The sequence below is a fragment of the Pseudanabaena minima str. Chao 2107 genome, from assembly GCF_051131155.1.
Lineage (GTDB): Bacteria > Cyanobacteriota > Cyanobacteriia > Pseudanabaenales > Pseudanabaenaceae > Pseudanabaena > Pseudanabaena minima.
Window position 1 is genome coordinate 2,591,698 of the sequence record NZ_CP159508.1, and the last position, 26,544, is coordinate 2,618,241.

The 26,544-nt window shown below is 40.8% G+C and carries 22 protein-coding genes; 14 read left to right on the forward strand and 8 right to left on the reverse strand.

The window, feature by feature from the left end:
* Positions 1–208: 208 nt before the first annotated feature.
* Positions 209–886: a DsbA family oxidoreductase gene (locus tag ABM313_RS11745; protein WP_434688187.1), complete on the forward strand. Its 678-nt coding sequence runs from the start codon at positions 209–211 to the stop codon at positions 884–886.
* Here ABM313_RS11745 and ABM313_RS11750 read toward each other — a convergent pair.
* Positions 883–1,659, reverse strand: coding sequence for an ABC transporter ATP-binding protein (locus ABM313_RS11750; RefSeq protein WP_434688189.1), 777 nt, complete (start codon positions 1,657–1,659; stop codon positions 883–885). The genes ABM313_RS11745 and ABM313_RS11750 overlap by 4 nt on opposite strands.
* Before the next feature lie 35 nt (positions 1,660–1,694).
* Here ABM313_RS11750 and ABM313_RS11755 point away from each other — a divergent pair, with 35 nt between their 5' ends.
* Positions 1,695–2,432 carry an ankyrin repeat domain-containing protein gene (locus ABM313_RS11755; protein WP_434688190.1) on the forward strand — a complete coding sequence of 246 codons (738 nt, stop codon included), beginning with the start codon at positions 1,695–1,697 and terminating at the stop codon, positions 2,430–2,432.
* A 250-nt stretch (positions 2,433–2,682) separates the two neighbouring features.
* Here ABM313_RS11755 and ABM313_RS11760 read toward each other — a convergent pair whose 3' ends face one another.
* Positions 2,683–3,345 carry a L,D-transpeptidase family protein gene (locus tag ABM313_RS11760; RefSeq protein ID WP_434688192.1) on the reverse strand — a complete coding sequence of 221 codons (663 nt, stop codon included), beginning with the start codon at positions 3,343–3,345 and terminating at the stop codon, positions 2,683–2,685.
* 48 nt (positions 3,346–3,393) lie between these two features.
* Positions 3,394–4,341, reverse strand: a complete 948-nt coding sequence (locus tag ABM313_RS11765; RefSeq protein WP_434688194.1) for a branched-chain amino acid ABC transporter permease — start codon at positions 4,339–4,341, stop codon at positions 3,394–3,396.
* Between the two features lie 697 nt (positions 4,342–5,038).
* Between ABM313_RS11765 and ABM313_RS11770 the strand changes: the two genes are divergently transcribed.
* The 4 genes from ABM313_RS11770 to ABM313_RS11785 all read left to right on the forward strand — a co-directional run bounded on the left by ABM313_RS11770 (position 5,039) and on the right by ABM313_RS11785 (position 8,400).
* The gene (locus tag ABM313_RS11770; protein WP_434688195.1) at positions 5,039–6,202 is read left to right on the forward strand and encodes a GuaB3 family IMP dehydrogenase-related protein; all 1,164 of its coding nucleotides are present in this window, start codon (positions 5,039–5,041) and stop codon (positions 6,200–6,202) included.
* Positions 6,203–6,280: 78 nt separating this feature from the next.
* Positions 6,281–6,658, forward strand: coding sequence for a response regulator (locus ABM313_RS11775; RefSeq protein WP_434688197.1), 378 nt, complete (start codon positions 6,281–6,283; stop codon positions 6,656–6,658).
* Positions 6,645–7,655 carry a GGDEF domain-containing response regulator gene (locus ABM313_RS11780; protein WP_434688199.1) on the forward strand — a complete coding sequence of 337 codons (1,011 nt, stop codon included), beginning with the start codon at positions 6,645–6,647 and terminating at the stop codon, positions 7,653–7,655. Before ABM313_RS11775 ends, ABM313_RS11780 begins: the two co-directional genes overlap by 14 nt.
* Before the next feature lie 19 nt (positions 7,656–7,674).
* Complete coding sequence (locus tag ABM313_RS11785) at positions 7,675–8,400, forward strand: response regulator (RefSeq protein WP_434688200.1); 726 nt, start codon at positions 7,675–7,677, stop codon at positions 8,398–8,400.
* A gap of 64 nt (positions 8,401–8,464) precedes the next feature.
* Here ABM313_RS11785 and ABM313_RS11790 read toward each other — a convergent pair whose 3' ends face one another.
* Positions 8,465–9,106, reverse strand: a complete 642-nt coding sequence (locus tag ABM313_RS11790) for a response regulator (protein ID WP_434688202.1) — start codon at positions 9,104–9,106, stop codon at positions 8,465–8,467.
* A 428-nt stretch (positions 9,107–9,534) separates the two neighbouring features.
* Between ABM313_RS11790 and ABM313_RS11795 the strand changes: the two genes are divergently transcribed.
* The 3 genes from ABM313_RS11795 (at position 9,535) to ABM313_RS11805 (ending at position 12,440) form a co-directional block, all read left to right on the forward strand.
* Entirely contained in the window at positions 9,535–9,903 is a 369-nt protein-coding gene (locus tag ABM313_RS11795) for a response regulator transcription factor (RefSeq protein WP_434688204.1), read from the forward strand.
* A gap of 123 nt (positions 9,904–10,026) precedes the next feature.
* On the forward strand, positions 10,027–11,364 hold the full coding sequence (locus ABM313_RS11800) for a glutamate-5-semialdehyde dehydrogenase (RefSeq protein WP_434688206.1): 1,338 nt from the start codon (positions 10,027–10,029) through the stop codon (positions 11,362–11,364).
* Positions 11,365–11,612: 248 nt separating this feature from the next.
* Positions 11,613–12,440, forward strand: coding sequence for a hypothetical protein (locus tag ABM313_RS11805; protein ID WP_434688208.1), 828 nt, complete (start codon positions 11,613–11,615; stop codon positions 12,438–12,440).
* Between the two features lie 153 nt (positions 12,441–12,593).
* Here the strand turns inward: ABM313_RS11805 and ABM313_RS11810 are convergent, their stop codons facing one another.
* Both ABM313_RS11810 and ABM313_RS11815 read right to left on the reverse strand, forming a co-directional pair.
* Positions 12,594–13,730, reverse strand: a complete 1,137-nt coding sequence (locus tag ABM313_RS11810; RefSeq protein ID WP_434688210.1) for a glycosyltransferase — start codon at positions 13,728–13,730, stop codon at positions 12,594–12,596.
* A gap of 316 nt (positions 13,731–14,046) precedes the next feature.
* Positions 14,047–14,559 carry a Dps family protein gene (locus ABM313_RS11815; RefSeq protein ID WP_434688212.1) on the reverse strand — a complete coding sequence of 171 codons (513 nt, stop codon included), beginning with the start codon at positions 14,557–14,559 and terminating at the stop codon, positions 14,047–14,049.
* A gap of 258 nt (positions 14,560–14,817) precedes the next feature.
* Between ABM313_RS11815 and ABM313_RS11820 the strand changes: the two genes are divergently transcribed.
* The 4 genes from ABM313_RS11820 (at position 14,818) to ABM313_RS11835 (ending at position 23,580) form a co-directional block, all read left to right on the forward strand.
* A complete protein-coding gene (locus tag ABM313_RS11820) occupies positions 14,818–18,873 on the forward strand; it encodes a GAF domain-containing protein (protein ID WP_434688214.1) in 4,056 nt (1,351 codons plus the stop codon).
* A gap of 405 nt (positions 18,874–19,278) precedes the next feature.
* Positions 19,279–19,638: a PAS domain S-box protein gene (locus ABM313_RS11825; protein ID WP_434688215.1), complete on the forward strand. Its 360-nt coding sequence runs from the start codon at positions 19,279–19,281 to the stop codon at positions 19,636–19,638.
* A 31-nt stretch (positions 19,639–19,669) separates the two neighbouring features.
* Positions 19,670–22,219, forward strand: coding sequence for a response regulator (locus tag ABM313_RS11830; protein ID WP_434688217.1), 2,550 nt, complete (start codon positions 19,670–19,672; stop codon positions 22,217–22,219).
* A gap of 224 nt (positions 22,220–22,443) precedes the next feature.
* Positions 22,444–23,580 (forward strand): SpoIIE family protein phosphatase, encoded by a 1,137-nt coding sequence (locus tag ABM313_RS11835; RefSeq protein ID WP_434688218.1) that lies wholly within the window; start codon positions 22,444–22,446, stop codon positions 23,578–23,580.
* A gap of 57 nt (positions 23,581–23,637) precedes the next feature.
* Here ABM313_RS11835 and ABM313_RS11840 read toward each other — a convergent pair whose 3' ends face one another.
* Positions 23,638–23,982, reverse strand: coding sequence for a hypothetical protein (locus ABM313_RS11840; protein WP_434688220.1), 345 nt, complete (start codon positions 23,980–23,982; stop codon positions 23,638–23,640).
* A 67-nt stretch (positions 23,983–24,049) separates the two neighbouring features.
* A complete protein-coding gene (locus tag ABM313_RS11845; protein WP_190580603.1) occupies positions 24,050–24,406 on the reverse strand; it encodes a hypothetical protein in 357 nt (118 codons plus the stop codon).
* A gap of 143 nt (positions 24,407–24,549) precedes the next feature.
* Here ABM313_RS11845 and ABM313_RS11850 point away from each other — a divergent pair, with 143 nt between their 5' ends.
* Positions 24,550–26,514 carry an ABC1 kinase family protein gene (locus tag ABM313_RS11850; RefSeq protein ID WP_434688223.1) on the forward strand — a complete coding sequence of 655 codons (1,965 nt, stop codon included), beginning with the start codon at positions 24,550–24,552 and terminating at the stop codon, positions 26,512–26,514.
* The last annotated feature ends 30 nt before the right edge of the window (positions 26,515–26,544 follow it).

Sequence of the window (26,544 nt, forward strand, 5' to 3'; positions counted from 1 at the left end):
TTCGAGATGCCAATCCTACAGCATTTATCGATTAGACAAACCATCATAATTTTTTTTAAAAGGCTTACTTCGCAACCCTTTTATACCAGAGCACAAAATGGCGTAGCCATTTTGTGCTCTGAAAACCCTTACTGAGTTTGTTTTTTAATCCCCAAAAGTGTTGCCACACTTTCGGGGATCAGTATTAGATCATGTCAAAATAAACATTATGAAACCAATTCGTATTTTCTATTTCTCAGATGTTCTTTGTATTTGGGCTTACATTGCTCAAATTCGTTTAGAAGAACTAAAGCTCGCCTTCCCTGACAATATTGAAATTGAGTATCACTTTGTTTCCGTATTTGGAAATGCCCATGAAAAATTAGAGAAGGGATGGCGCGATCGTGGAGGATTAACAGGTTATAGCAATCATGTTAAAGAGACTGCAAGTAAGTTTGAACATATATCTGTTCACCCTGATGTTTGGACTCAAGAGATTCCTGCTTCTTCACTGTCGGCACATTTATTTCTGCGTGCGGTGCAATTGCTAGAAGAGAAAGGGTTCGTGCCGAAATCTGACAAGGTACTAGAAAAGACAACTTGGGCATTTCGCGAAGCCTTTTTTACCCAACTTGCCAACATCAGCGATCGCCATATCCAGTTTGAAATTGCCAAAAAACTCAAATTACCGAAAAAAGCAATTCAATCCATTATTGATAGTGGTGAAGCCTATGCCAGTCTATTTAAAGATATGGAATTAGTGAAAGAGCATAATGTCACCGTCAGTCCTACTCTCATTTTTAATGAAGGCAGGCAAAGACTCAATGGCAATGTTGGTTATCGAGTAATCGAAGCAAATATTCGTGAGTTACTCCACAACCCTGCTAGTGAGCATTCTTGGTGTTAACCTTCATCACCAAGATAAGCCTCAATCACAGCCCGATCGCTTTTGACAATTTCAGGTTTGCCGATCGCAATTAGCTGTCCAAAATCTAATACGGCAATGCGATCGCAAAGTCCCATAACTAGGGGAACATGATGCTCAATCAACAAAATTGTTAGGGCAAAGCGATCGCGCAAACTGCGGATAAAATCACTGAGTTGTCCTTTTTCGTTGGGATTCATCCCTGCGGCAGGTTCATCTAAAAGTAATAACTTTGGTTGCAGGGCAAGGGCACGAGCAATCTCCAGCCGACGCTGATCACCATAGGAGAAGTTTTTGGCTTTGACACCAGCACGATCACTTAGTCCCACCAGTTCCAATAGTTCTAAGGCTCGATCGTAGGTTTGCTTTTCTTCTTTATGAGTTGGTGGTAGACCTAAAACTCCATTCCAAATCCCTGTAGTAGTTCTGAGATGTCGAGCGATCGCTACATTTTCTAGCGCCGAAAGTTCACCAAATAAACGGATATTCTGAAATGTGCGGGCAATTCCAAATTTCGCGATTTGATAGGGACGGCGATTAGTAATTTCTTGACCAGCGTAGAGAACCTTGCCACTACTAGGAGCAATTAGTCCTGTAATAGTATTAAACAGAGTCGTTTTACCTGCTCCATTGGGTCCAATCACACCAAAGATTTCATTTTCCTGTACATCAAAGGACACCTCATTTACTGCCACTAAGCCCCCAAATCGGCGAGTTACTTGCTGTACACCTAGAGTTGATTGACCTACGTTCATAAAATTTGTAAAGCTACCATATTTGATGCTGTCCTATGAATACATTAAACCCTCTTAAGTTAATCTTTTTGACATTAACAGGATTAGCGATCGCGACAACTTTTCTACCAAAAATCGTAGAGGCATCTTCTGCCCTAATTGAAATTGATCCACCCCATAACTCACCTACACTCAAACTAAAGAAAATAAGAAAGACTAACCAAAATACGATCTTGCTAAAAGCAGTGAGAACAGGAAATCTTGTTGCCGCCCAAAAAGCTCTATCTTGTAAAGCCGACCCAAATGCTCAAGAACAAAATGGTGAGACAGCTTTAATGATTGCGTCTGCAAATAATCATATGGAGATTGTGAAACTTTTGTTAGCTTATGGGGCAAATGTTAATGGAGGAAGTTGGATTGTAGGATACCCTCTGATAGAAGCATCAAGAGAAGGAAATCTTGAAATCGCCAAGTTACTTTTAGAAAAAGGAGCTGATGTCAATATTATGTCTGACGAAGGATTTACGGCTCTAGATGCAGCTATCGTCAAAAATCAGGTTGAGGTGGTTCAACTCCTACTAAACAAAGGTGCAAATCCTAATCGTTATGTTGCAGGTGCAACCCCACTCTATGATGCGGCAGGGTATGGATATACCAAAATTGTCAGTCTTTTGATTGAGCATGGAGCCGATATTAACGCCAAGTCGTTTGGTAGGACAACACCATTAGCGATCGCCATTCAAAACAACCATCTTGATGTGGTCAACTTGATAAAGAAAGCAGGCGCAAAATAATACCAAAACACAAAATGGCGTAGCCATTTTGTGTTTTTAAAACCCCTACTGGGTTTGGTTTTTAATTTCTAAAAGTGTTACCACTCTTTCGTGAGTTGTTATATAGCTATAGCCACCTGTATCAGGACATAAAACCCAGATAGTGTGAGGCGGCGCTTCGCGCCGCTTCACACTATCACTATAAAGAGAAATTTTTGAAAGCGACGCGAAGCGTCGCTTTCAAAAATTTCTCTTTAATTAAGCTGTAATTCTAATGCAAAATTTTAATAGCTGTACCGCGCTGTAGTAAGGGATAAATTTCATCAACATCCTTATTTTTCAAAGAGACACAGCCCAACGTCCAATTGATTTTGCGATCAATTAACCAATCTTGCCCCTTCTCCACCCCATGAATGCCAATCTCGCCACCAATGCCATCCTTTGCAGTTACTTCGCCTCTAATCTTCGCCTGCGAAAATTTGCGCCAAGAATCTTGAGTGGGATAGTCCAACAAAATAAACTTTGACCATTCCGAATGGTAATAAAGATCTTTGATATGAAATATTCCCTCTGGTGTGCGCTTGTCCCCTTGCCTTAATTTGTCATCCTTGGGATTGCCACCCAAAACGATCGCATAGGACTTCATTGGCTTTTTTTGATAATAAACCGTCAGCTTATATTGAGATTTTTCTACGACGATCTCGATCGCCTTTTTATCGAGCTTTTTGAGATTAATTAAATCCGCAATCTTTTTGTCTTTGTTAAGTAACTCATTGGCGGCTCTCGCGGCACAGTCGGTAAAGCATGGCAAATGGTTAGCAAGATTAGGATTAGCGATCGCATAAATTCCTAATGAACTCGCAATCAAAGTCAGATAAATCAAGATTTTTAGCGATTTTAGCGATCGGCGATCATCTGTTTTTTGTGGCGACATATTGACTCCAGCATCTAAGTTGAAAAAATTGCTTCGCAATTTTTTCAACTATTTAGTTTTGGCAAATACTTTTTGTGTAGTCTGGTTACACCATTTTAGAAACTCTGGAGTAATGATCCCTTTAGGATAAAAAATTGTTCCAACCACAATCAAAACCCCAAAAATAATTAAGCGTCCATCCTTAAGAAATTGTCCCAACCATAGAGGCACACCATTAACACTGGAAAGCCCCCGCAGCACTTCAGGCAAAGCCGTTAGCAAAATCCCCCCGACTACTGGTCCCCAAAATGTGCGCGAACCACCAATTAAAACAAAAGCTAAGAAAATAATACTGGCATCAAAGGTTCCCTGACGAGCATTCCATGTATTCAAAAAATGAGCGCTTACTGCTCCCACCATGCCCGCCAAAATCGCCGCTAAGACGAAGGCTAATACCTTGTAATAAGTGGGATTAATACCCATCGAATCGGCAGCTAACTCATCTTCACGAATGGCAATCAACGCTCGTCCCACCCGAATCTTTTCTAGGCGATACATAAAAGCCATACTCAAGCCTAGCAAAGGCAAAGCTATCCAAAGATATTCCAAAGGTGACTGAAACGGCTGTGGAATCCCAAAAATACCAACTGCACCGCCTGTAATATCGAGATTAAGCGCAACAACTCGCAGAATCTCTACAAAAGCAATGGTCGCGATCGCCAAATAAATTCCTCGCAATCGTAATACAGGGATTCCTAAAATTACCGCTACTAGTCCAGATATCACACCCGCCGCTAACATTTCCAGCAATACCCACCAAACTGGCACAGTACCTGTAGCAGTTGTTAACATCTTGGTAGAGGCGATCGCGGCTATATAACCACCTAAGGCATAAAATCCTGGTGTTGCCAATGACAACTGTCCTGCCATTAATGGCAAATAAACGGAAATTCCTAGAATTGCCCCAAAAACTGCTGAGACAATCAAGAAGCCATAGGTATTAAAAAATTCAGCCATCGTTTAGATTCAGATTGTTGTTTCAAGGCTAGCTTTGCTATCCCTTTAAAAAGTACCGCAAAAATATAGTAATTCTTGTGTAGATATTCAAACTCAAGCAATAGTGGTGCAGCGCGAAGCGCTGCAAGAGTAATGGCGGCGCTTTGCGCCGCCATTACGCCGCCATTACTATTTTGGTTCTTAATTTTTCCGAAGAACCAAACAATGCAATTTTTTTGATAAGTCTGATCAGTAAGTAGGCACAATTATATAAAATTCAAAGCTCTGCGTAGCAGTCTGCACAAGTCTTTGAATCTAATTTTGAGTGACATCGCAATGCGTAGCAGACTTTTGATAAACCTAATGTTCACAGTGATAATCGCTTTAAAAAAGCAACCTTAGATTTAAACCATTGCATTAATTAGTTATCATTAGTCAATAAGCAGCAAGGTCTTAAGAGATTATTAAGAATTTTTGCAAAATTGTCTAATCTCAAGCTACGAGCATCATGCGATCGCCGTCTCGAGAGTAGTGTTTTTTAAGCTAGCCTAGGCTAATCTAAAAAGCTCAAAGTCAATCTCACCTAAGTTTTGTAGTTTTAATAGTCATCGACAAATTAAAACTACTCCATCAACAAATACCAACCCTTAACGTAAATCTTTAACGCAAGATTTTTACGCACACCTTTTTCACTATCAAATTCTAGAGAGTACAAACAGTGGACATTCAAATTGGGCGCGGTAAAACTGCACGCAGAGCCTATGGCATCGACGAAATTGCATTAGTACCAGGAGGGAAAACCCTCGATCCCAACGTTGCCGATACATTTTGGGAAGTTGGGGGAATTCGTCGCGAAATTCCGATCATTGCTAGTGCAATGGATGGGGTTGTCGATGTTGGTATGGCAGTTAAACTTTCAGATTTAGGTGCATTGGGTGTCATCAACCTTGACGGTATCCAAACTCGATATGACAATCCCACACCAATCTTAGAAAAAATTGCCTCTGTGGGTGTGACTGAGTTTGTCTCACTTATGCAAGAGCTTTATGCCGAACCCGTAAAGCCTGAACTTATCCAAAAACGCATCCGTGAAATCAAAGAAAAAGGTGGTATTGCCTGTGCTAGCAGCATTCCTGTAAATGCCTTTAAATATGGTGCGATCGCTGCCGAAGCTGGTTGTGACCTCTTCTTTTTGCAATCCACAGTAGTTTCCACCACTCACATCGCCGCCGAAGGACTTGTCTCCCTCGACCTTGCAAAATTCTGCAAAGAAATGCCGATCCCCGTACTCATGGGTAATTGCGTTACTTATGATGTCACCCTCGAACTTTTAAGAGCAGGAGCCGCAGGTGTACTCGTTGGCATCGGACCTGGAGCTGCCTGTACATCTAGAGGTGTACTTGGGGTGGGCATTCCTCAAGCCACAGCCGTTGCTGACTGTGCTGCCGCCCGTGAAGACTTTTTTAAAGAAACTGGCAAATACGTGCCAATCATTGCCGATGGCGGCTTGATTACAGGCGGTGACATCTGTAAATTGATCGCCTGTGGCGCTGATGCCGTAATGATCGGCTCACCATTTGCTAGAGCTAAAGAAGCTCCTGGTCGTGGCTTTCACTGGGGAATGGCAACACCTAGCCCAGTCCTACCTCGCGGAACCCGTATTCGTGTTGGCACAACAGGCTCCCTAGAGCAAATTTTGCGCGGTCCTGCGGGACTAGATGACGGAACACATAACCTTTTGGGCGCACTCAAAACCAGCATGGGCACATTAGGAGCAGGGACAATCCGAGAAATGCAACAGGTTGAAGTAGTCATTGCGCCTTCACTTTTAACCGAGGGCAAAGTTTACCAAAAAGCACAACAGCTTGGAATGGGTAAATAAAATAATAAAAGGCTCGCAAAGCGAGCCTTTTATTATTTAGCAGATTAATATAATTTAGGTATTATCAAAAAACCTAATATGCCAAAAATTTTGCTGGTAGAAGATAATGAAATGAATCGCGATATGCTATCGCGAAGATTAATGCGTCGGGGGTTTGAAGTTATCGCTGCTACTGATGGCGAATTGGGTGTCAAAATTGCCGAAACTGAACTCCCCGATTTAATTGTGATGGATATGAGTCTGCCGATTCTGGATGGATGGGAAGCAACAAAGCGCTTGAAGCAAATAACTGCAACTCAAAATATTCCAATTATTGGTTGTTCAGCCCATGCGATGGTAGGCGATCGCGAAAGAGGCATCGAAGCAGGTTGTGATGATTACGACACTAAGCCGATTGAATTTGCAAGGTTATTGGGGAAAATTGAAAATTTATTGAAAATATATGCCAGAACCTAATGAATCTAATTTATTAATTGTTGATGATGATCAAATGAATCGCGAAATTCTTTGTCGTCACTTAAAGAATTTAGGATATGCAAATATAACTTTGGCGGAAAGTGGTCAAATCGGACTAGAAATAGTTGCCACACAGCCGATTGATTTGATCCTGCTGGATATGATGATGCCAGTAATGAATGGTTTAGAAATGCTGAATCATCTTAAAGAAAATTATCAATGGCGCGTAATTCCTGTAATTATTATTTCTGCATTAGATGAAAAAGAAATGATGTTGGCTTGTATTCAAAAGGGGGCGGAAGATTATTTAATCAAGCCTTATGATCGAGTTCTGCTTAAAGCCAGAGTAAGTGCCTGTTTAGAGAAGAAAATATTACATGATCGCGAAGTCTTAAATAATCAAAAACTAGAAGCCGCTTATAAGGAACTAGCAATTGCTTATCACGAGCTAGAAGTTGTTAAAAATGAGTTGGAAGCCTTGTCCCATCGTGATGGATTGACCGGCATTGCTAACCGCCGCTACTTTGATACAGTTCTAGAAAGAGAATGGAATGCAGCGCATAGAGAAAAGAAATGTCTCTCACTCATATTATTTGATATAGACTATTTTAAGAAATATAATGATACCTATGGGCATCTAGCGGGAGATGACTGTCTATGTCAGGTGGCGATCGCTGCTTCACGGGCTATCAAGCGTCCAAGAGACACATTAGCAAGGTATGGAGGTGAAGAGTTTGCAGTAATCTTACCTGACACTGATGCACCAGGAGCAGAGTTTTGTGCAAACCAAATTCGTTTTGCTATTGAAAATCTTCATATAAGTCATAGTTCTTCTCAAATAAACTCCTATGTTACGGCTAGTTTAGGACTTACAACTATCAGCCCTCATACCCAAATTTCCACATCTCAACAACTAATTAAAGAAGCCGATTTAGCGCTTTATCAAGCAAAGCACGAGGGTAGAAATCGCGTTAAAGTATGGACAACAAACGGATAATCAAAAACGGGTGGTAAAAATGGGAATCCCAAGTTTTCAAGTATTGATCGTCGATGATAACGAAATAAATCGCGATATGCTTGCCAGACGCTTGCATAGAAGAGATTTCAATTTATCAATGGCTGCTAATGGACGCGAAGCTTTGTCAATGATTCAGGCTAATCTCTATGATTTGATTTTACTCGACATCATGATGCCTGAAATTGATGGATATGCAGTTCTCAAATACTTGAAAAAAGACGCACGATTACGGGATATTCCTGTAATTATGATTTCAGCGATTGAGGAAATGGATAGCGTCATGAAATGTATGGAAATTGGTGCTGATGACTATCTTACCAAGCCATTTGATCCTGAGATGTTAAAAGCAGCCGTTAATCGTTGTCTGCCTAATAAGGGACAGCCTTTAAATACGCCAACAGTTCCCAATCACCCAGTTTCTGGATTATCTAGTCCCAGTTTTGGTGATCCCAATGCACAAATATCAGAGTTCAAATTACCAGAAGACACAACCCGTGGCACATCCACTAATTCAATTAGCCTTGATGATGTTGTCCATCGCATTATGCAAACAGGGATGATTAGTCGTAAAGGCTATTTATATTTTAGTAAAGCGATTTTCAATTCTTTATTTGAGAACTCAGGCTTAACGGATCAAGAAGTTTACCAAATTCACTCTGTATTTGATGCTATTCAATCAGGGAGAATTAAGGTAGTTGATTCCAATCTTCCTAGCAAACTTTAATACCAAAATTCCATAGAGAGTTTCGGTGCAAAGCACCAAAACTCTCTATGGAATTTACAATCAGTTACGAATAGTTAAGAATCGAAGTAACTAAGATCGCAATCTGAGTTCTGTTTCGTAAATTTAGCTGGCTCAAAATATTGGTAATGTGATTTTTGACAGTTCTTGTGGATATGTAAAGCTGATTAGCAATTTCCTCATTATTTGCGCCAGTGGCGATTAATTTTACTATTTGCTGCTCTCTAGGAGTGAGCTTATCCCAATCAGTTGTAGATACTTCCGCAATCTCAGGGATTCGGGCAATTACCTTTCGACCTAAGTTTAAGTCTAAGTGCATATAGCCTCGATAGACAGCCTGAATTGCAAATGATAATTCTTCGGGAGACGTATTCTTTAAGATATATCCTGATGCTCCATATTTCAAAGCTTGTGAAACATATTCTTCTGTATCATCAACGGTGAGAATGAGGACTTTTGTTTCGGGGAAGCGATCGCAAATTTGTTTAGTTGCTTCCACTCCATCCATAAGTGGCATTTGGATATCCATGAGAACAACATCTGGCTGGAGGTTCTCTACTTGGGCGATCGCTAAATTTCCATTTTCGGCTTCTCCAACAATTTCCAAAGAAGATTCATCGCCAAGAGAAATCTTCAGAGCGCGACGAATAAATGCATGATCGTCAACAAGTAAAATGCGGATTTTCATGGGAATTACCTATGCTTTGGGCGATCGCTCTGCACTCAAGTACTCATCCCAATTCACGAAAGTGTGGCAACACTTTTGTGGATTACAAACCAAACCCAGTAAGGGTTTTCAAAACACAAAATGGCTACGCCATTTTGTGTTTTGGGATCAAGTACGAGTTAAAAGCGCAAACCAGTTTCAACGGGTTAATTAGAAGTATTCTTCAGTCTGCTGAAACAGGCTTGAGCTTTTAGACAAGAGCTTGAGTTCTTGGTTTATTTGTGCAGATTGGTATTATCTTAAATTAGCTGTTTATATAGTAACGAACAAGTAGCGATAGTCCTAGTTTTGGTTGGGACTAAAGTACTAGTAAAATCAGGACTTAGTCTTCATGTGTAATTTCCACCTCAGTTCTAGGATGAAAATGTAGAACTGAGAGGGTTTCTCCGATGTCCAAAATTCTTGTTGTTGAAGATAGTAAAACGCAGAGAGAAATGATGGCTAATTTACTTCAAAGCAATCAGTTTGAAGTTGTGACTGCGAAGAATGGGGTGGAAGCGATCTCCCAAGCTGAGTTGTTACATCCTGATCTCGCAATTTTAGATATTGTCATGCCTGAAATGAATGGCTATGACCTTTGTCGGAAACTAAGAGAGAATCCTGAAACGAAGAATATCAGCATCATCATATGCTCGTCTAAATCTACCAAAGCTGATCGCCATTGGGGATATCGGCAAGGGGCAAATGCTTATATTGGCAAGCCTTTCCTCCCAGAGGAATTGATGGACACAGTAAAGACTTTATTGAGAATATCGTAGGGCGAGACTTGTCTACCCTACCTTCGATCTTTTCGTATTAAGATAAGACTTACGCAGTATCCCTACACTCAAAGGTGATGCTCAAAGCTCAAATGTAATCCACGAAAAGTAATAGAGATTAACGTGTCTGGGAATGTATCTATAGATTTGTCACAGGATTTGCCACAAGATTTATTAGAGTCGATCCAACGCACTCGCACAGCGGCGATCGCCCTAGCAAAATTGCCAACCACCTCCAAAAATGCTGCTTTAGAAGCGATCGCTGTTGCCCTAGAGCAACAAACTGAAATGATTTTGGCTGCTAATCAAAAGGATATCGCTGCGGCAAGTGCCAACAAATTGCCCAGCGCCTTGATCGCTCGCCTTAAACTGGATGCCAATAAACTGAAAGGCATGATCGCAGGTGTGCGCGATGTAATCCGCCTTGCCGACCCCATCGGCGATCGCCAAATTCATCGTGAGCTAGATGCAGGGTTAGTATTAGAGCGTTTGTCTTGCCCATTGGGCGTAATCGGGGTCATTTTTGAAGCGCGTCCTGATGCGGTTACCCAAATAGCAGCGCTAGGTATTAAGTCAGGCAATGGCGTAATTCTTAAAGGTGGTAGTGAAGCTGTACATTCCTGTGAAGCGATCGCTTTAGTCATGTACAAAGCTTTAGAAGAGCTATTTACAAAACAAGGTAGCGTATCGCCAAATGTAGTGCAGCTATTGACCACCCGCGCCGAAACCTTAGCTATTTTAAAGATGGATAAACTGATCGATTTGATTATTCCTAGAGGTTCTAATCAGTTTGTGCGCTATATCCAAGACAATACGCATATTCCCGTCCTCGGTCATGCTGATGGAGTCTGCCATTTATATGTAGATGAGTCGGCGGATTTGGAAAAAGCTGTCGCGATCGCTGTCGATAGCAAAACCCAATATCCTGCGGCTTGTAATGCGATCGAGACGATGTTGGTAAATAGAGAGATCGCCTCTAAATTTTTGCCTCTAGCTTTCACTGCTTTGCAAGAGCGTGGTGTAGAGCTACGTGGCTGCGATCGCACTCTGGAAATCATAGCGATCAATCCTGCGGAAGAATCCGACTGGTCAACGGAATATTGTGATTTGATTTTGTCCATCAAAATTGTTGATTCTCTAGAAGAAGCGATCGCCCATATCACTACCTACGGCTCGAAACATACCGAAGCGATCGTCACCGAAAATCAAGCGATCGCTGAAATATTTATGAGCGATATCGATGCTGCTGGGGTATTTCATAACTGCTCAACCCGATTTGCTGACGGTTTCCGCTATGGCTTTGGCGCAGAAGTGGGCATTAGCACGAGCAAAATGCCGCCTCGTGGTCCAGTAGGTTTAGAAGGGCTAGTTACCTATAAATATCGCCTTGTGGGTGATGGTCATATCGTGGCTAACTACACAGGTGCAAAGGCTAAAGCCTTTACCCATCGCGATTTATAGTGAAGGGCGGCGCAAAGCGCCGCCCTTCAAGCTATTTTCTCATTATGAAACCGATTTTGGTGTTTCCAGCGCCTTTGGCGCTGGAAACACCAAAATCGTTTTTTTGAAAGCCCGCCAACGGCGGGCTTTCAAAAAAACGATTTTTATAATGAGAATTGCTGTTTGAAACTAAAGGAGATTACGTGAGTCTTGTAGAGTATGGTACAATCGCGCCCAATTTCATTTTTTGCTACCTTCAGCTCAAGCATATGAGACTCCACACACAAAACACTCTTCGCAACGTTGCCCTTGGACTAGTATCTCTATTGAGTATTAGCACCACTGCGATGAACGATTCTAGCGCCAACGCCCAGTCTTTCCCAAATGACTCATTCCCAGTAGCTGTCCCCACCAATGCCAGTAGCACTCAGTATCTCGTCTATTTACCCAATGTGGCAAATGTACAACAGGCTAAGGTGTTAGCGCCCGATGCATTTATCAGTCGCTTAGCCACAGGTGAGCAGGTGGTACAACTAGGACGCTTCAATAACTTAAATCTTGCACAACGCCGTGCTGCTCAATTTAGTCAAGCAGGGCTAAATCCCCAAATCCAAACAGTACAAAATAAATTTGCAACTTTCCCCTCTGCTCCTGTTAGTTCGATACCTCCCATCCCTAGCAATAATCCTCCCATCTCATCCGCGCCAATTCCTGTGGAATCTATTCCAACAGTACGGGTAGATGAGCCATTACCCAATGTGCCTAACTCAGGGTTTCCTAGTAACAATGCGATCGAAATTGTGCGATCGCCTCAACCACTTCCCCCACAAAGTCAGTCTTTCCCGACTCAAAGTATTCCGCCAATCACTGCTCAAAACTCGACCTCTGGCGCACAATTACGCTATTTCGTGATTATTCCCACGGGTTTAGTATCGGAGTTGCAACGAGTCCAAGCGATCGCTCCTAATGCTCAATTACGCTCTTCTTACCGTGGTACTTATATCGAAGTACAAGGCTACCCTGATCGTGGCAGTGCTGAGACTCTCAACTTAACTATTCGTCGTCAAGGATTTGATAGTCGTGTTGTATTTTTCTAACTTCCGGCAGCGATCAGTGTCCAATCCCCAACCAATAAAATTTTTAAAAGCTTTGCAAAGCAACGCTTTTAAAAATTTTATTGTGGTTTGTTTAAGCAAAATTTCCTATAGAACAAGGGGAACTTAAGTCCCCTTTGTTCTATGAGTATTGTTCTATGAGTAAGTACGACCGCGCCAACTTTTGGGTTTGGTAAATGCTGAAATCCAAATTCGCATTACAGCAAAGGGATCAGCTAGAGGAGATAGCCAAAACCAAAAGCCCACTTCGGTGTAACTAGTGCGAATGCCAAATACTAGTAAGCAGCGAATAAATATGAGAAAGACATTGAGCCAGAACAAAATATTTAGCAATAGAGATGGTACAGGTTGCCAAATTGACAGTGCTATTAGCAAAGGTATTGGTAATCCTTGAACAGCAGTAAGTAACAGGCAATCAACAAAGGTTTGCGTCGGGGTTGAGGCATCCTTAAGATCAAGCGATCGCCCCCATTCGCGCCATGTTTCTTCCATCGATGTATACATCCGCACCTGCATCAGTGCTGCACCATCAAGAAAGCCCACTTTTGCGCCACGTTGGGATGCGGCTCTAGCAAGGGTAACGTCATCACAAAATGACGACTTAGCAAGTTCATAGCCATCTAGTTCGACGAGCTTGGTGCGTTTTGATAAAAAACATTGACCATTTGCCATCACCCGATCTTCGGTAAACTGGGTGCGATCGCCTGTTGCTCCAAATCGAAAAATCAGGGTAATTAATAACGCAGGTTGTAACCATTGTTCACCTGCGGTTTTGAGAATAAACTTCGGTGACAGGGAAACAATATCAAAATTGTCCTCAGTGGCTTGCTGGACAAAACTGGCTACTAGTCCCTTTTGTGGCAATGTGTCAGCATCAATGCCCAGCACCCATTCACTTGTAGGATCGCTATGCAAAAATCCTGTGTGTAAAGCCCAAGGGCGACCCACCCAACCTTCAGGCAGAGGATCATCGGTAATTAGTTTGAGAGGAATGGGAAACTCTTTTTGCAATTTATGCACATATTCGGGTGTGCCATCCTGCGATCGGCTGTCAACCACGATAATTTCTTTGGCAGCTTGATCCCGTAAGCCTTCTAAACAAGTCGGTAAGCGATCGATCTCATTGAGTGTGGGGATGACTATCGAAACTTTAGGTGATTGCTTAGCTAATTCTTCGGCTGCTGGCTCAAGTGGAAGTAACGGTGCTGTGCGATCGCGGGCTGTGCTAAGACGTTTTAGCAATACAAGTGTGGCGGGGACTTGTAAAAGCAAAAAAAATATTGGGAAACCTATCAAAAAAAGCGGATTATTCAACTTCGATGGAGATGCTTATATTCTAAAAACTTATCCTATCGTAAATTAACGTCAGTTCGACGAAAGCGAAAAATGGTAAGAATCGCTAAGCGATTCCTACTATTTTTCGCCATTTGCGTCGTGCTTTGCACGACGCAAATGGCAATATCGAACTCACGTTAAATTAAGCCACGCATTCAAATGTACCCTCAGGAAGTTTTTAAAAGCGTTGCAAAGCAACGCTTTTAAAAACTTCCTTGGTTTGGTTTTAAGCGCAAAGCGTTCTAATTTACGATTATTCTTCTAACAAACTTCTCAACATCCATGCAGTTTTTTCATGGACTTGCATCCGTTGAGTCAATAAATCGGCTGTAGGTTCATCACTTGCTTTTTCAGCGATCGGGAAAATGGAACGGGCAGTGCGAGTTACAGCTTCTTGTCCTTCGACTAGCAACTTGATCATTTCTGTTGCTTTAGGAACTCCTTCAGTTTCAGGAATCGAAGTGAGTTTCGCATAGGCTGAATATGTTCCAGGCGCAGGAATACCAAGAGAGCGAATCCTTTCTGCAATTAGATCGACGGCTAGGGCAAGTTCTGTGTATTGTGCTTCAAACATGAGATGCAATGTATTGAACATTGGTCCTGTCACATTCCAATGGAAATTATGGGTCTTAAGATAGAGAGTATAGGTATCAGCGAGCAACCGCGATAGACCTTCAGCGATCGCAGTCCGATCTTCTTCAGAAATTCCGATATTAATTGCCCCAGATAGCTCCTTATCAGTTGATTTTTCCTTGTTTTTACCCATTTCAATTTTCCTGTTATTACTGTCTGCATTATACCAAATCCGATTAAGATAGTTTAGAAGGACAGAGTTTTACACCATCCTTCTAAACTATCTTTTTACAACTTGTCTAAATCGGATTTAGTATTATAAACATCCTGAATAATCATATAAAAACACCCGATAGGTGTTTTTATAGCTGATAGTTATGAGAGATTCTGTGAACTGGGGAAAATAAGCAATCAATTTCAATATTTATCAATATTTATTTAGTTTAATTTTATGCAAAAACCTCAAATACCATCCAATGAAAGCGATCGCCAAGTTGCTCTTGAGAGATACAACATTCTCGATACATTACCAGAGCAAGAATATGATGATCTGACGCAATTGGCTGCTAGTATCTGTGGCACACCGATCGCTTTGATATCGCTAATTGATCGCGATCGGCAATGGTTTAAGTCCCGTGTTGGCATTGACATATCAGAGACATCGCGTGACATTTCCTTTTGCGCCCATGCGGTTGCTAACGCGGACATGTTGCATGTGACCGATACACTTCAAGATCCTCGTTTTGCTGACAATCCCTTAGTGGCTGATGAACCGCATATTCGCTTTTATGCTGGTATACCTTTAAGAACTGCTGATAATTTCACCTTAGGCACTTTATGTGTCATCGATCGCCAGCCTCGTGATTTAACATATACCCAAATCCAACAACTCGAAGCCCTCAGTCGTCTAGTAATCAGCCAGTTAGAGTTAAGGCGCAACAATGAAGCAGCAAATCTTCTTGTGTCTGTACTTGAGTCCTCTAAGAGAGTATCGATGCTTCAACAAGCGATTTTAGATAGTGTTAACTTTGCAATTATTGCCACTGACTTGCAAGGTAATATTCAATCCTTCAACTCAGGCGCAGAATTAATGTTGGGATATAAGGCATTAGAAATAATTGGGAAAAACCTTACAATCTTCCATGATATTAGGGAAATTATCGAGCGATCGCAGAAATTATCAGCCGAGTTAAACCAAACCATTGAAGTTGGTTTTGAAGTGTTAACAGCTAAAGTGAAGTTGGGGGAAGTATTTGAAAAAGAATGGACTTATATTTGTAAAAATGGCGATCGCATTCCTGTCTTACTATCGATTACAGCGATTCGTAATGAGCGAAAAGAGATTACAGGGTTTCTGGGTGTAGCCAAAGATATTACTTCGCAAAAGGAAGCCGAACGCGATCGCCTTCGTCGTCAACAGACGGAAAAATTGGTAACTACCCAAAATCAAATCGCACGAGTCCTAGCAGAATCATCGAGCTTTAGTGGCGCGGCTATCCGCATCTTACGCACACTTTGCGAACAATTATCTTGGGATATTGCGGAACTGTGGCTCACCAGTAGCTATCCCCACACTCTCAACCTCATGACAAGTTATACCAATCCAGCAATTGACTCAACCGAGCTAATCCAAACTCATCAACTAATGTCAATTGAGTATGGATCGGGTTTGATTGGTTCCGTTTGGGCTGAAGGATGTGCTAAGTGTGTGGAGATTGACCAATATCCTAATTTCTATAAATTAGAAGCTGTTAAGAAATTAGGTGTCAACTATGCATTAAGTTTTCCTGTCTGTGGTGAGAATGAGACCACTTTGGCTGTGATTACAATGTTTAGCCGTCAATGCCAAAATTCCAGTCCTGAACTACTCAACGTAGTCACAGCCATCAGTAGACAGATCGGTCAATTCATGGAGAAGCGGAAAGTTGAAAGGGATTTACACAAACAGAACTGGCGATCGCTACTGCTTTCAGATATTGCTTTACGCATTCGTCAATCCTTAGATCTTAAAGAAATACTCAATACATCTGTTAGTGAGATCCGCAAACTTGTTAGAGCCGATCGCGTCATCATCTATCAATTTCAGCCCGATTGGAGTGGGACTGTAGTAGTAGAATCAATCAATCCAAAATGGCGATCTTCGCTGAATACGAATATTCAAGATACATGCTTTCAAACAGGATATTGGCAAGTCTATCAACAAGGACGGAAATTAGCGATCGATAATGTTGCTGAATCAGATCTCAGTGAATGTCACAAAGAACTTTTAACCAGTTTTCAAGTGCAAGCAAATTTGGTTGTTCCCATTCTTGAAAATGAGCAGTTATGGGGACTATTGATCGCTCATCAATGTTCAGCGCCGCGACATTGGGAATCCTTTGAGATCAATCTCATGAGCCAACTTGCAGATCAAATTGGGATTGCGATCGCCCAGTCAAGATTGCTAGCCCAAGAAAAAGAACAACTTAAACTTTTACAAGAACAAAATATCGCTTTAGATCTGGCGCGTGCCGAAGCAGAACAAGCGACAATGGCAAAAAGCTCATTTTTAGCAACAATGAGTCATGAGATTCGCACCCCGATGAATGCTGTTATTGGGATGACGGGACTGCTCCTAGATACTGAGCTTGATGAGCGGCAGAGAGACTTCGCAGACACAATTCGTTCTAGTGGTGATCATTTATTAAATCTAATCAACGAAATTCTGGATTTCTCTAAATTAGAAGCAGGTGAAATGCAATTAGAGAATCTTGATTTTGATTTAGATATCAGCATTGAAGAAATCACGGAAATTCTTGCACCATCAGCTTATTTTAAGGGTATTGAACTAGCATCATTTATTCATCCCAATGTGCCTAAATGTTTGTGTGGTGATGTCAGCCGTTTACGCCAAGTTTTGCTAAATTTGACAAACAATGCAATCAAGTTTACATCTCAAGGTGAAGTCATAATTGAAGTAACGCTTCAATCTGAGACTGAAAGTGATGCGGTTTTAAAATTTGCGATTATTGATACTGGTATTGGTATTCCTCCAGCATCTCAAACAAAGTTGTTTCAGCCTTTTACTCAAGTTGATGCCTCAACAACTCGTCAATATGGTGGTACTGGCTTAGGTTTAGCAATTTGCAAACAAATTGTAGAATTAATGGGTGGTGAAATCCATGTACAAAGTGAAGAGAATAGAGGCTCGACATTTTGGTTTGTGATTACATTCCAGAAACAGAGCAACTGTCCTCGCAATGATGCAGGTGCTGAAATCCTAGAAGGTGTGAGAGTACTTGTGGTTGATGATAGTATTACTAACTGCAATATTCTTTACCATCAACTCAGTAGTTTTGGAATGCGTGTTGATACGATTCAGCAATCTAATTTGACTGTATCTTATCTAGAAAGGGCGATCGCCGAAACTGATCCGTATAAGATTGCTATCCTCGACAAGCAAATGCCAGAGCTTGATGGTGAGCAACTTGGGAAACAAATTAAAAGCTCTCCAAATCTGAAAGATATTCACTTGGTAATGTTAACATCTCTCGATCAAAGTGGAGATGCTACACGCATGATCGAGATTGGGTTTACTGAGTATCTTCGCAAACCTGTCCGCAAGATGCGTCTTTTGAATTGTTTAATTGAAATTATCTCAGGAATAGCCCAAAAATTAGTTTTTGAACCTTCCATTTATCCTTCATGTTTTCTTCCTCCAGTTTTGCCTCTCAATCTCAAAATTTTACTTGCAGAGGATAGTTTAGTTAATCAAAAGGTGGCGATCAATCAGCTTCAGAGTTTAGGATATCAGACTGATATCGCAGCAAATGGGCAGGAAGTTTTAGAGCTATTTTCGCAAATTCATTACGATATTATTTTAATGGATTGTCAAATGCCAATTTTGGATGGTTATACTACAAGCCGCCAAATTCGGACTTTAGAAGCAAACAAAGGTTATTCTGACACTAAGGTTATTATCATTGCTCTGACAGCTAATGCAATGCAGGAAGATCGCGATCGCTGCTTAGCGGCGGGGATGGATGACTACCTCAGCAAGCCAGTCCGCAAAGAGAATCTCGCTGATATCCTCTCACGGTGGAGCAAAATCATTGCCCAGCGGGGTGAGCTAAAAATCACCAAAATTAATGAGGTCTCACCTTTATCTGATACTAAAGTAGCTACGCCCAATAGTATTGAAGAAGAATTGGAAGTTGATTGGGCATATCTAGAAGAAATATCTAACGGTGATAAAGAGTTTAAACAACAACTTTTGCTAGCATATTTAAGCTCTCTTCCTGAACATATGGAAGCTCTAAAAATTGCGATCGCCCAAAAACAATATATTGAGACTGAGCAAGAAGCCCATTTTATCAAAGGTTCGAGCGCTGCGATCGGTATTAATGGCATCGCAAAACTTGCATCAATACTAGAGGAGAGTAGCAAACAAAAAATACTCCCTGAAAATGCAATCTTACTTTTTGATAGAATAACTTTAGGACTTAATGAAATAGAAAGCCATGTTTAGATCTTCATTCACTTAACTACAAGGCTTAGGACTCAAAAACGAATAAATAAAATTTAAAAAAGTAGTGCTTGGCACTACTTTTTTAAATTTTATTTATTCGTTTGATAGGAAATTACTATAGCAAAGTAAGTTTTGTATAAGACATAAAACCCAAAATAAAAATGACAGTGCAACGCATCGCCACTTTTATTTTGGGTTTTGATTTGTCGAGATCTTCTGTACTACTATGTGTACATAAATCCCAAGAAGATAATGACGAAGCTTAGCTTTGTCATTATCTTCTTGGGATTTGATTTAATCGACAAAAACTATACTTATCAAGCAATTCAAAAGGTATAATAATTAACTAGATTAAGTCTTAAGTAAGAACACGATTAACATCATATTATTTTTGAGGATTTCTCTATGAACCGTCCCCAGACACTTGCTGAGATTTTAACTGGAGATCTCCCTGGTGTCATTGCTGACTTTCAAGGCATTATTGTTGATATTAATGAGCATTTTGAAATATTTACAGGATGGGAAAAACAGGAAATTATTGGGCAACTGATCTCGGTGATTTTACCAATTTATTTTCGAGAGTCGCATCACATGGGCTTTTCTCGTTTCACTGCATCGGGTGTTGCAACTATTCTAAATCACCCACTAGAGCTTAAAGTTATTACTAAAGATGAGCGAGAGATCCTATCTGAGCACTATATTCTTGCTGAAAAACAAGATGATAAATGGAGCTTTGGGGCAACACTTCGTCCACTTGAATCTTGATTTTTTAGTTAACAATCCTAAGATTATATTCATGGAATCTACACCTTCTCAAATACAGGAACTGCGATCAACTCTAGGGAAAATGGAAATCGCTCTGGGTGCAGTAGATAGTGCCATTGTCTGGACTAATGCGGAAGGACGTATCCAATGGTGTAATAAATCTTTTGATCGCTTAGTTGGAAAATTACATATTATGATTTTGGGCAAAGAATTGCTGTCACTTTTGCCTCTGCATTATGATGGCATTCTTGTACCAGCCGATAAATATCCCGTAGCATTAGCTATGGAGAAGAAAGGAAAAATTAGTGAGTGTTACGAGTGCTATCTTAGCGAGAAAGGCTCGATTCTTGAGGTTACTTCTACCTACGTGGAAATAGCGCTTAACGAGCCAAAAGAGATTAGCATAGTTATCACAATTAATGATATTACTGAACAACAAAGAGCCCAGACATTATTGCAGCAGTCTAAAGCAGAATTAGAGAATAGTGTAAATCTTAGAACACAAGAACTAGTCGAATTGAATGAGCGGCTAAATCAACAAAATTATGAGCTCCAAATAGCCAAACAAATAGCAGAAGATTCTAACAAGGCAAAAAGTTCTTTCTTGGCAACAATGAGCCATGAAATTCGGACACCAATGAATGCGGTGATTGGGATGACAGGTTTATTGCTTGAGACTAATCTGGATGCGCAACAGCGAGATTTGGCTGACACTATTCACAACAGTGGAGAGCACCTACTAAATCTTATAAATGAAATTCTCGATTTCTCTAAACTGGAAGCCCATGAGATGCAGTTAGAGATACTTGACTTTGATATAGAGTTAAGTATAGAAGAGATCGCTGATATTTTAGCTAAACCTGCTCACAGTAAAGGCATAGAAATAGCTACATTTTTCCATCCAAACACTCCAAAATATTTACAAGGAGATATCAGTCGCTTGCGACAAATTTTATTGAATCTGACTAATAATGCCATTAAATTTACTGAACAAGGAGAGGTGATCATTGAAGTAAACCTAGAATCTGAACTAGAAAATTCTGTTATTTTGAGGTTTGCTGTGATTGACACTGGGATTGGGATACCAGAATCTGCTCAATCTAAGCTATTTCAGCCTTTCATTCAAGTTGATGCTTCAACAACTAGGCAATACGGGGGCACAGGCTTGGGTTTGGCTATCTGCAAACAACTGGTAGAGCTAATGGGAGGAGAAATTCATTTGGAAAGTGAAGAGGGGAAAGGTTCAACTTTCTGGTTTACAGTTCCTTTTCAAAAGCAAATTAATAAATCTCGTAAAAATCATAGCTTAGGGGTAGAGCACCTTCAAGGGCTAAAGGTTTTGGTGGTTGATGACAGCATCACGAACTGTAATATCCTTTATCATCAGCTGAAATCTTGGGGGATGGTGGTCGATGTACTTATCCAATCTACGGAGGTTATTCCTTGTCTACTTCGAGCCATAGAGATGGGACAGCCATATCAAATTGCACTACTGGATATGCAAATGCCTGAATTAGATGGCGAGCAATTGGGAATCCAAATTAAAAGCTCCAAAATGCTGAAGGATATACATTTAACCATGCTTACTTCTCTAGATCAAAGTGGTGCTGCGAGGCGTATGTTGGAGATTGGCTTTGCTGACTATCTCTGTAAACCAGTTCGCAAAGCGCGTTTATTAAATAGTTTAGTTAATACGATCGCAGGCACACCAGATGAACAAACAATACTCAAAGAGAACCTTAAGACTAAAGAAATTCGCCCTGCCTCAAAACTCAGAATATTGCTTGCTGAAGATAGTCCGATCAATCAAAAAGTTGCCGTCAATCAATTGCACAGCTTGGGCTTTAAGGTAGATGTTGTCGCTAATGGGCAAGAAGCTTTAGATCTACTTGAAAAAGTTCCCTACGATATTATTTTAATGGATTGCCAAATGCCAATCCTTGATGGCTATACTGCCAGTTGGAAAATCCGCGATCGCGAAGCAGCCCCAAATTATAAGTTTCCAAAACTAATTATCATCGCGATAACTGCTAATGCGATGCAAGAAGATCGCGATCGCTGTCTTGATTCGGGCATGGATGATTTTTTGAGTAAACCTGTACGCAAAGAAGATTTGGCAAGGAAGTTAGATTACTGGAACCAGATTCTATCCGAGAAAGATAATGTGAATTTTGTTCCTAATGTTGAGATCTTATTACCCAAGAGTTATACTTCTGAAATTGATGACATCCTAAGTGATTCTGAAGTAGAAATTGATTGGCAATATCTTGATGAAATGTGTAGTGGTAATAATGAATTTAAGCAAGAACTATTGCAAGCTTACTCAATGTCGATGCCTGAACATGTAGAAGCCTTGGAGATCGCAATATCTACAAAAGAGTACATAAATATTGAGCATGAAGCACATTTTATCAAAGGATCGAGCTCAGCGATCGGGATTACTGGAGTTGCAAAATTAGCTAGTTTATTAGAAGAAAACGGCAAAAACAAAAAAATGCCAGAAAACACCAAAATCTTACTTAAGAAAATTTCAAAAGATATTGAACAGATAAAAAAACTAGCTCAGGAGATTGGGACATAATACTTAACTATTCTCCTGCTGTAGAGTCCATCTGCGGTTTTATCATAGGTAAAGACATCCATCATTTGACTGATTAAACTTAGCTATTGTAAATTTGTAGGTAACTGAGATATGGTTCTTCAAAGAACTTATTTTCAGTTTGAATGATGTTTTTTCTAATTAAATTAATTTAGTTAAATTAACTTATATAACTCTATCTAAATATAGTATTTCAGGCAAACGGAATGTTGGAAATTCTAGTAATTGATGACGATCTTGTCATGCAGATGATTTTAAAAAACACTCTGCAAAGTCAAGGCTATAAGGTAATTGTGGCTAAGAATGGGACTGAGGGAATATCGTTATCAAAGAAACATCTCCCTGCCTTAGTTATCTGTGATTGGATGATGCCAGAAGTAGACGGGCTAGAAGTCTGTCGTCAACTCAAGCTAGATCAGAATTTATCGTCAACAATTTTTATTTTGCTAACCTCTAAAGGAGCTGTAGAAGACAAAGTTCAGGCTTTAGATAATGGAGCTGATGATTTCTTGTCTAAACCGATTGACAAAACAGAATTAATTGCCAGTGTCAGGGCTGGTTTAAGAATCTATCAACTTAATAAAGACTTACAATCGCAAAAGCAGTTGCTAGAGGCAGAACTTGCGGAGGCAGGAGAATATATCAGAGATTTGTTGCCCTTGGCTTTACAAGGTGTAGTAAACATTACGGCTGAGTTTATTCCGTCTAGTCAACTTGGTGGTGACTGTTATGATTTTTATTGGCTAGATCCTGATCATCTGGCTATGTATCTGATTGATACTTCTGGTCATGGCGTAGGTTCAGCATTATTATCTATTTCAATTTTAAATCTCTTACGATCGCAGTCCTTTGGGAAAGAGAAGTTTTATGAGCCTAGTGCAATTATGATGGAACTTAATAGAGCTTTTCAGATGAGTCAACATAATGGTCGCTATTTCACAATGTGGTATGGAGTTTATGAGCGATCGCAACGGAAGCTGGTCTATGCTAATGCTGGACATCCCCAAGGAATTCTGATTTCTGGATCTCCTGAAAATCCGCAAACACAAGAACTGCCTAGCCTAGATATGCCTATAGGATTTTTCCCTGATGTTGATTACACTAGCTCGGAGCTATTGATAGCGCCAGACAGTAAACTTTTTATTTGCAGTGATGGCATTTTTGAAGTTATGCAAGAAAATGAAAAAATATGGGGAATGCCTAAATTTTTTAATTACTTAGTGGAGAAGTTCTCGTTAAGTGAAGAAATTAGCGCGAATTCAGTTATGCAAAAAATCCAGAGCGAGTATCCTAATGCCAAATTTGGTGATGATGTTTCGCTGCTACAAATTCACTTCTCATAAAAGTTGTCATTTTGCCTAAGGCAAAATGACAACTCAAACCACTTGAACTAGTACTCACTAATATTCAATTGTCATGCTTTCATAGGTTGCACCACGGGTTGTTTGAATGCGCTCTGTGGGGTTAGCCTTAATTTTATTGACAAACTGTGCTTCTGACATTTCTGCACTTACAGCATTATTCTCCACATCTAGATCTAGTTGCGCAAGATTGCGATCAAGCTCGGCAAGGCGATTAACTATTTGTTGCTGGCGATCGCATACTCGTACTAGTTCTTCTTGTAGTCGCTCTTTCTCATTGGCGAGTTGATGCATCTGGATATATAGTGCCGAAGGAGTTTTCCGTAGAGGCATAGAACGCAATTTCGGCTGGATTGGTCTACGCGATGCACGAGAAATAGTCATAGGAATTAGTCCTGATAGACATTTAGTTTTAGATATAAAATCTTTATGCAGTAGAGATTTTGATTATTTATTTCGTTGGGCTTGGCTCAAAGAATACTTTGTACAAAATAAACCCGACTAGCGCCATAATGCCGATGGAAATGGCAAGTGATACTAGTTTAAATACAAAACTCAGAATTGTAAATGAAACTAGCCCGATCGCCACGATCGCGGCAACTTTGGTTGCTCCAGTCAGACTATTTACCCAAGCAATGAGGCTGCCTAAGCCAGTTTTAGCCGCCTCTACACTTTGCCCAACCGCCACAAATTCAGGTTCAGCGCGTTTGTTAGGATCATGTGTTTGGCTACTTGCTTGTTGCTTATTTCCCATTACTTCGCGCTCTAGCTCACGAAAGCGTTCTTCTAGGTTATCGGTTTGACTCATAGCAGCAATAAATAAAAAATCTATGGTTTATTTTACTCCATTCATTGAAATCAAACTTAAGCCTAGAGAGCTATCCCGAATCTTGTTACAAATTGTTAAAATAATCTATACATTAAGTCTACAGATGAGTCTACAAAAATTCTATGCCAGTAACCAAAACAGACTTTGAGTTAGATCGTTATGACATTGACGCGATCGCAAACTACTACCGCAACCAACCTTTGCGGGTCTGGTGGCGCTGCATAGTGATTTTTGTCCCACTGATCTGGTTGATTTTGAGACTACGCCTTAGTGCCAAAGCCTCAGCCACAGAATTAAAAAAATTAGCGATCGAATCGCGAAAGTTACTAACCCGTCTTGGTCCAGCCTTTATCAAAATTGGTCAAGCCCTCTCGACTCGTCCCGACATCGTGCCACCCGTGTTCATGGACGAACTCGCCGAACTGCAAGATCAACTCCCACCATTTCCTAACGAAATCGCCTTTCAATTTATTCGTGATGCATTAGGAGCCGAGCCTTCGGAAGTTTATGCCGAAATCTCCGATAACCCGATCGCTGCGGCTTCATTAGGTCAAGTCTATAAAGGCAAACTCAAAACAGGCGAACTCGTTGCCATCAAAGTCCAACGTCCTGACATAGCCGCAGGTATTGCACTCGACATGTATATCCTACGTGGTATTTCTACATGGCTAAAAAAGACTTTCAAGTTTGTGCGGACTAACTTAGCAGCGATCCTTGATGAATTTGCTAGTCGCATTTTTGAGGAAATGGACTACACCTTTGAAGGTCAAAATGCCGAAAAGTTTGCTGAATACTATGGTGGATTGGAAGGAATTTATGTTCCCAAAATCTATTGGCAATACACTGCCAAACGTGTATTGACGATGGAATGGATTGAAGGCATTAAGTTAACCAATGTGCAGGGAGTCAAAGATGCTGGCTTTGACAGTCGTCACATCATCGAAGTCGGCGTGCAATGCTCTTTGCGTCAATTGCTCGACTATGGCTATTTTCATGCCGATCCACACCCTGGCAACCTATTAGTAATGGGTGATGGTAAACTTGCCTATCTCGACTTTGGCATGATGAGTCAAGTTTCCTCAGAGCAGCGCTTTGGACTCATCGAAGCGATCGTGCATTTAGTCAATCGTGATTTTATAGCTCTTTCTAAAGACTATGTACGTTTAGGCTTTTTGACTGAAGATATCGACTTTGATGCAATCGTCCCCGCACTATCGGAAGTCTTCAATCCACCTGAGGGTCAAAGCTTGACACAAATGGATTTTAAAGACATGACCGATCAGTTATCGCAGATCATGTATGACTATCCCTTCCAAGTTCCTGCTTATTATGCGCTGATTATCCGATCGCTTGTCACTTTAGAAGGTATTGCCTTTAGCGTTGATCCTAATTTCAAAGTTTTAGCAGTTGCCTATCCCTATGTCGCCAATCGTCTGCTAAATGACTCTGCACCAGAGTTAAGAATGGCTCTCAAGGATTTACTCTTCCGTGGTGGTGAATTCCGCTGGAATCGTCTAGAGAATTTGCTCAGCAATGCTCAAACCAATCCTGACTACAACTTGAATGGAACCCTCGACAAAGGAATTGATTTCTTGCTGTCCGATCGCAGTGAATTTATGCACGATCGCATCATCGATGAGATCGTCAAAGGCATCGAAGTTGAGGCAAGCAAACGTTTACCAGAAAGATTTCGCACGTCACCCATCGGCAATATCGTGATTGATCCTCACGTCAAAGAAACAATTGCTAAAACTGAGACTCCATCGAGTTTAGGCTATATTGCGAGACTATGGACAATTCTCCAGAAAGACAAGGCGATCGCTCCCACTGACATTTTGCCTTTAGCAACCCGTATTCTCACTAAGCGTCAAACCCTCACCTTTGGGCGCGATGTTATTTCTAAACTGGCTCAGCGATCGCTAGTGCGAGCAGTCCGTGAGGTGTTACTACGCGATGAGCAAAAATATCAAGATGATAAACAGCAGGACTCAATCAATAGTTCTATGAGCAAGCCTCAAAGTGAAGCAAGAGAACTGGTTGGTTCTGGCTCTGGCTTAAGGCGATCAGTAAATGGACGTAGTTGGTAAGACAAACAAAAGGAGCGCTTCGCGTTCCTT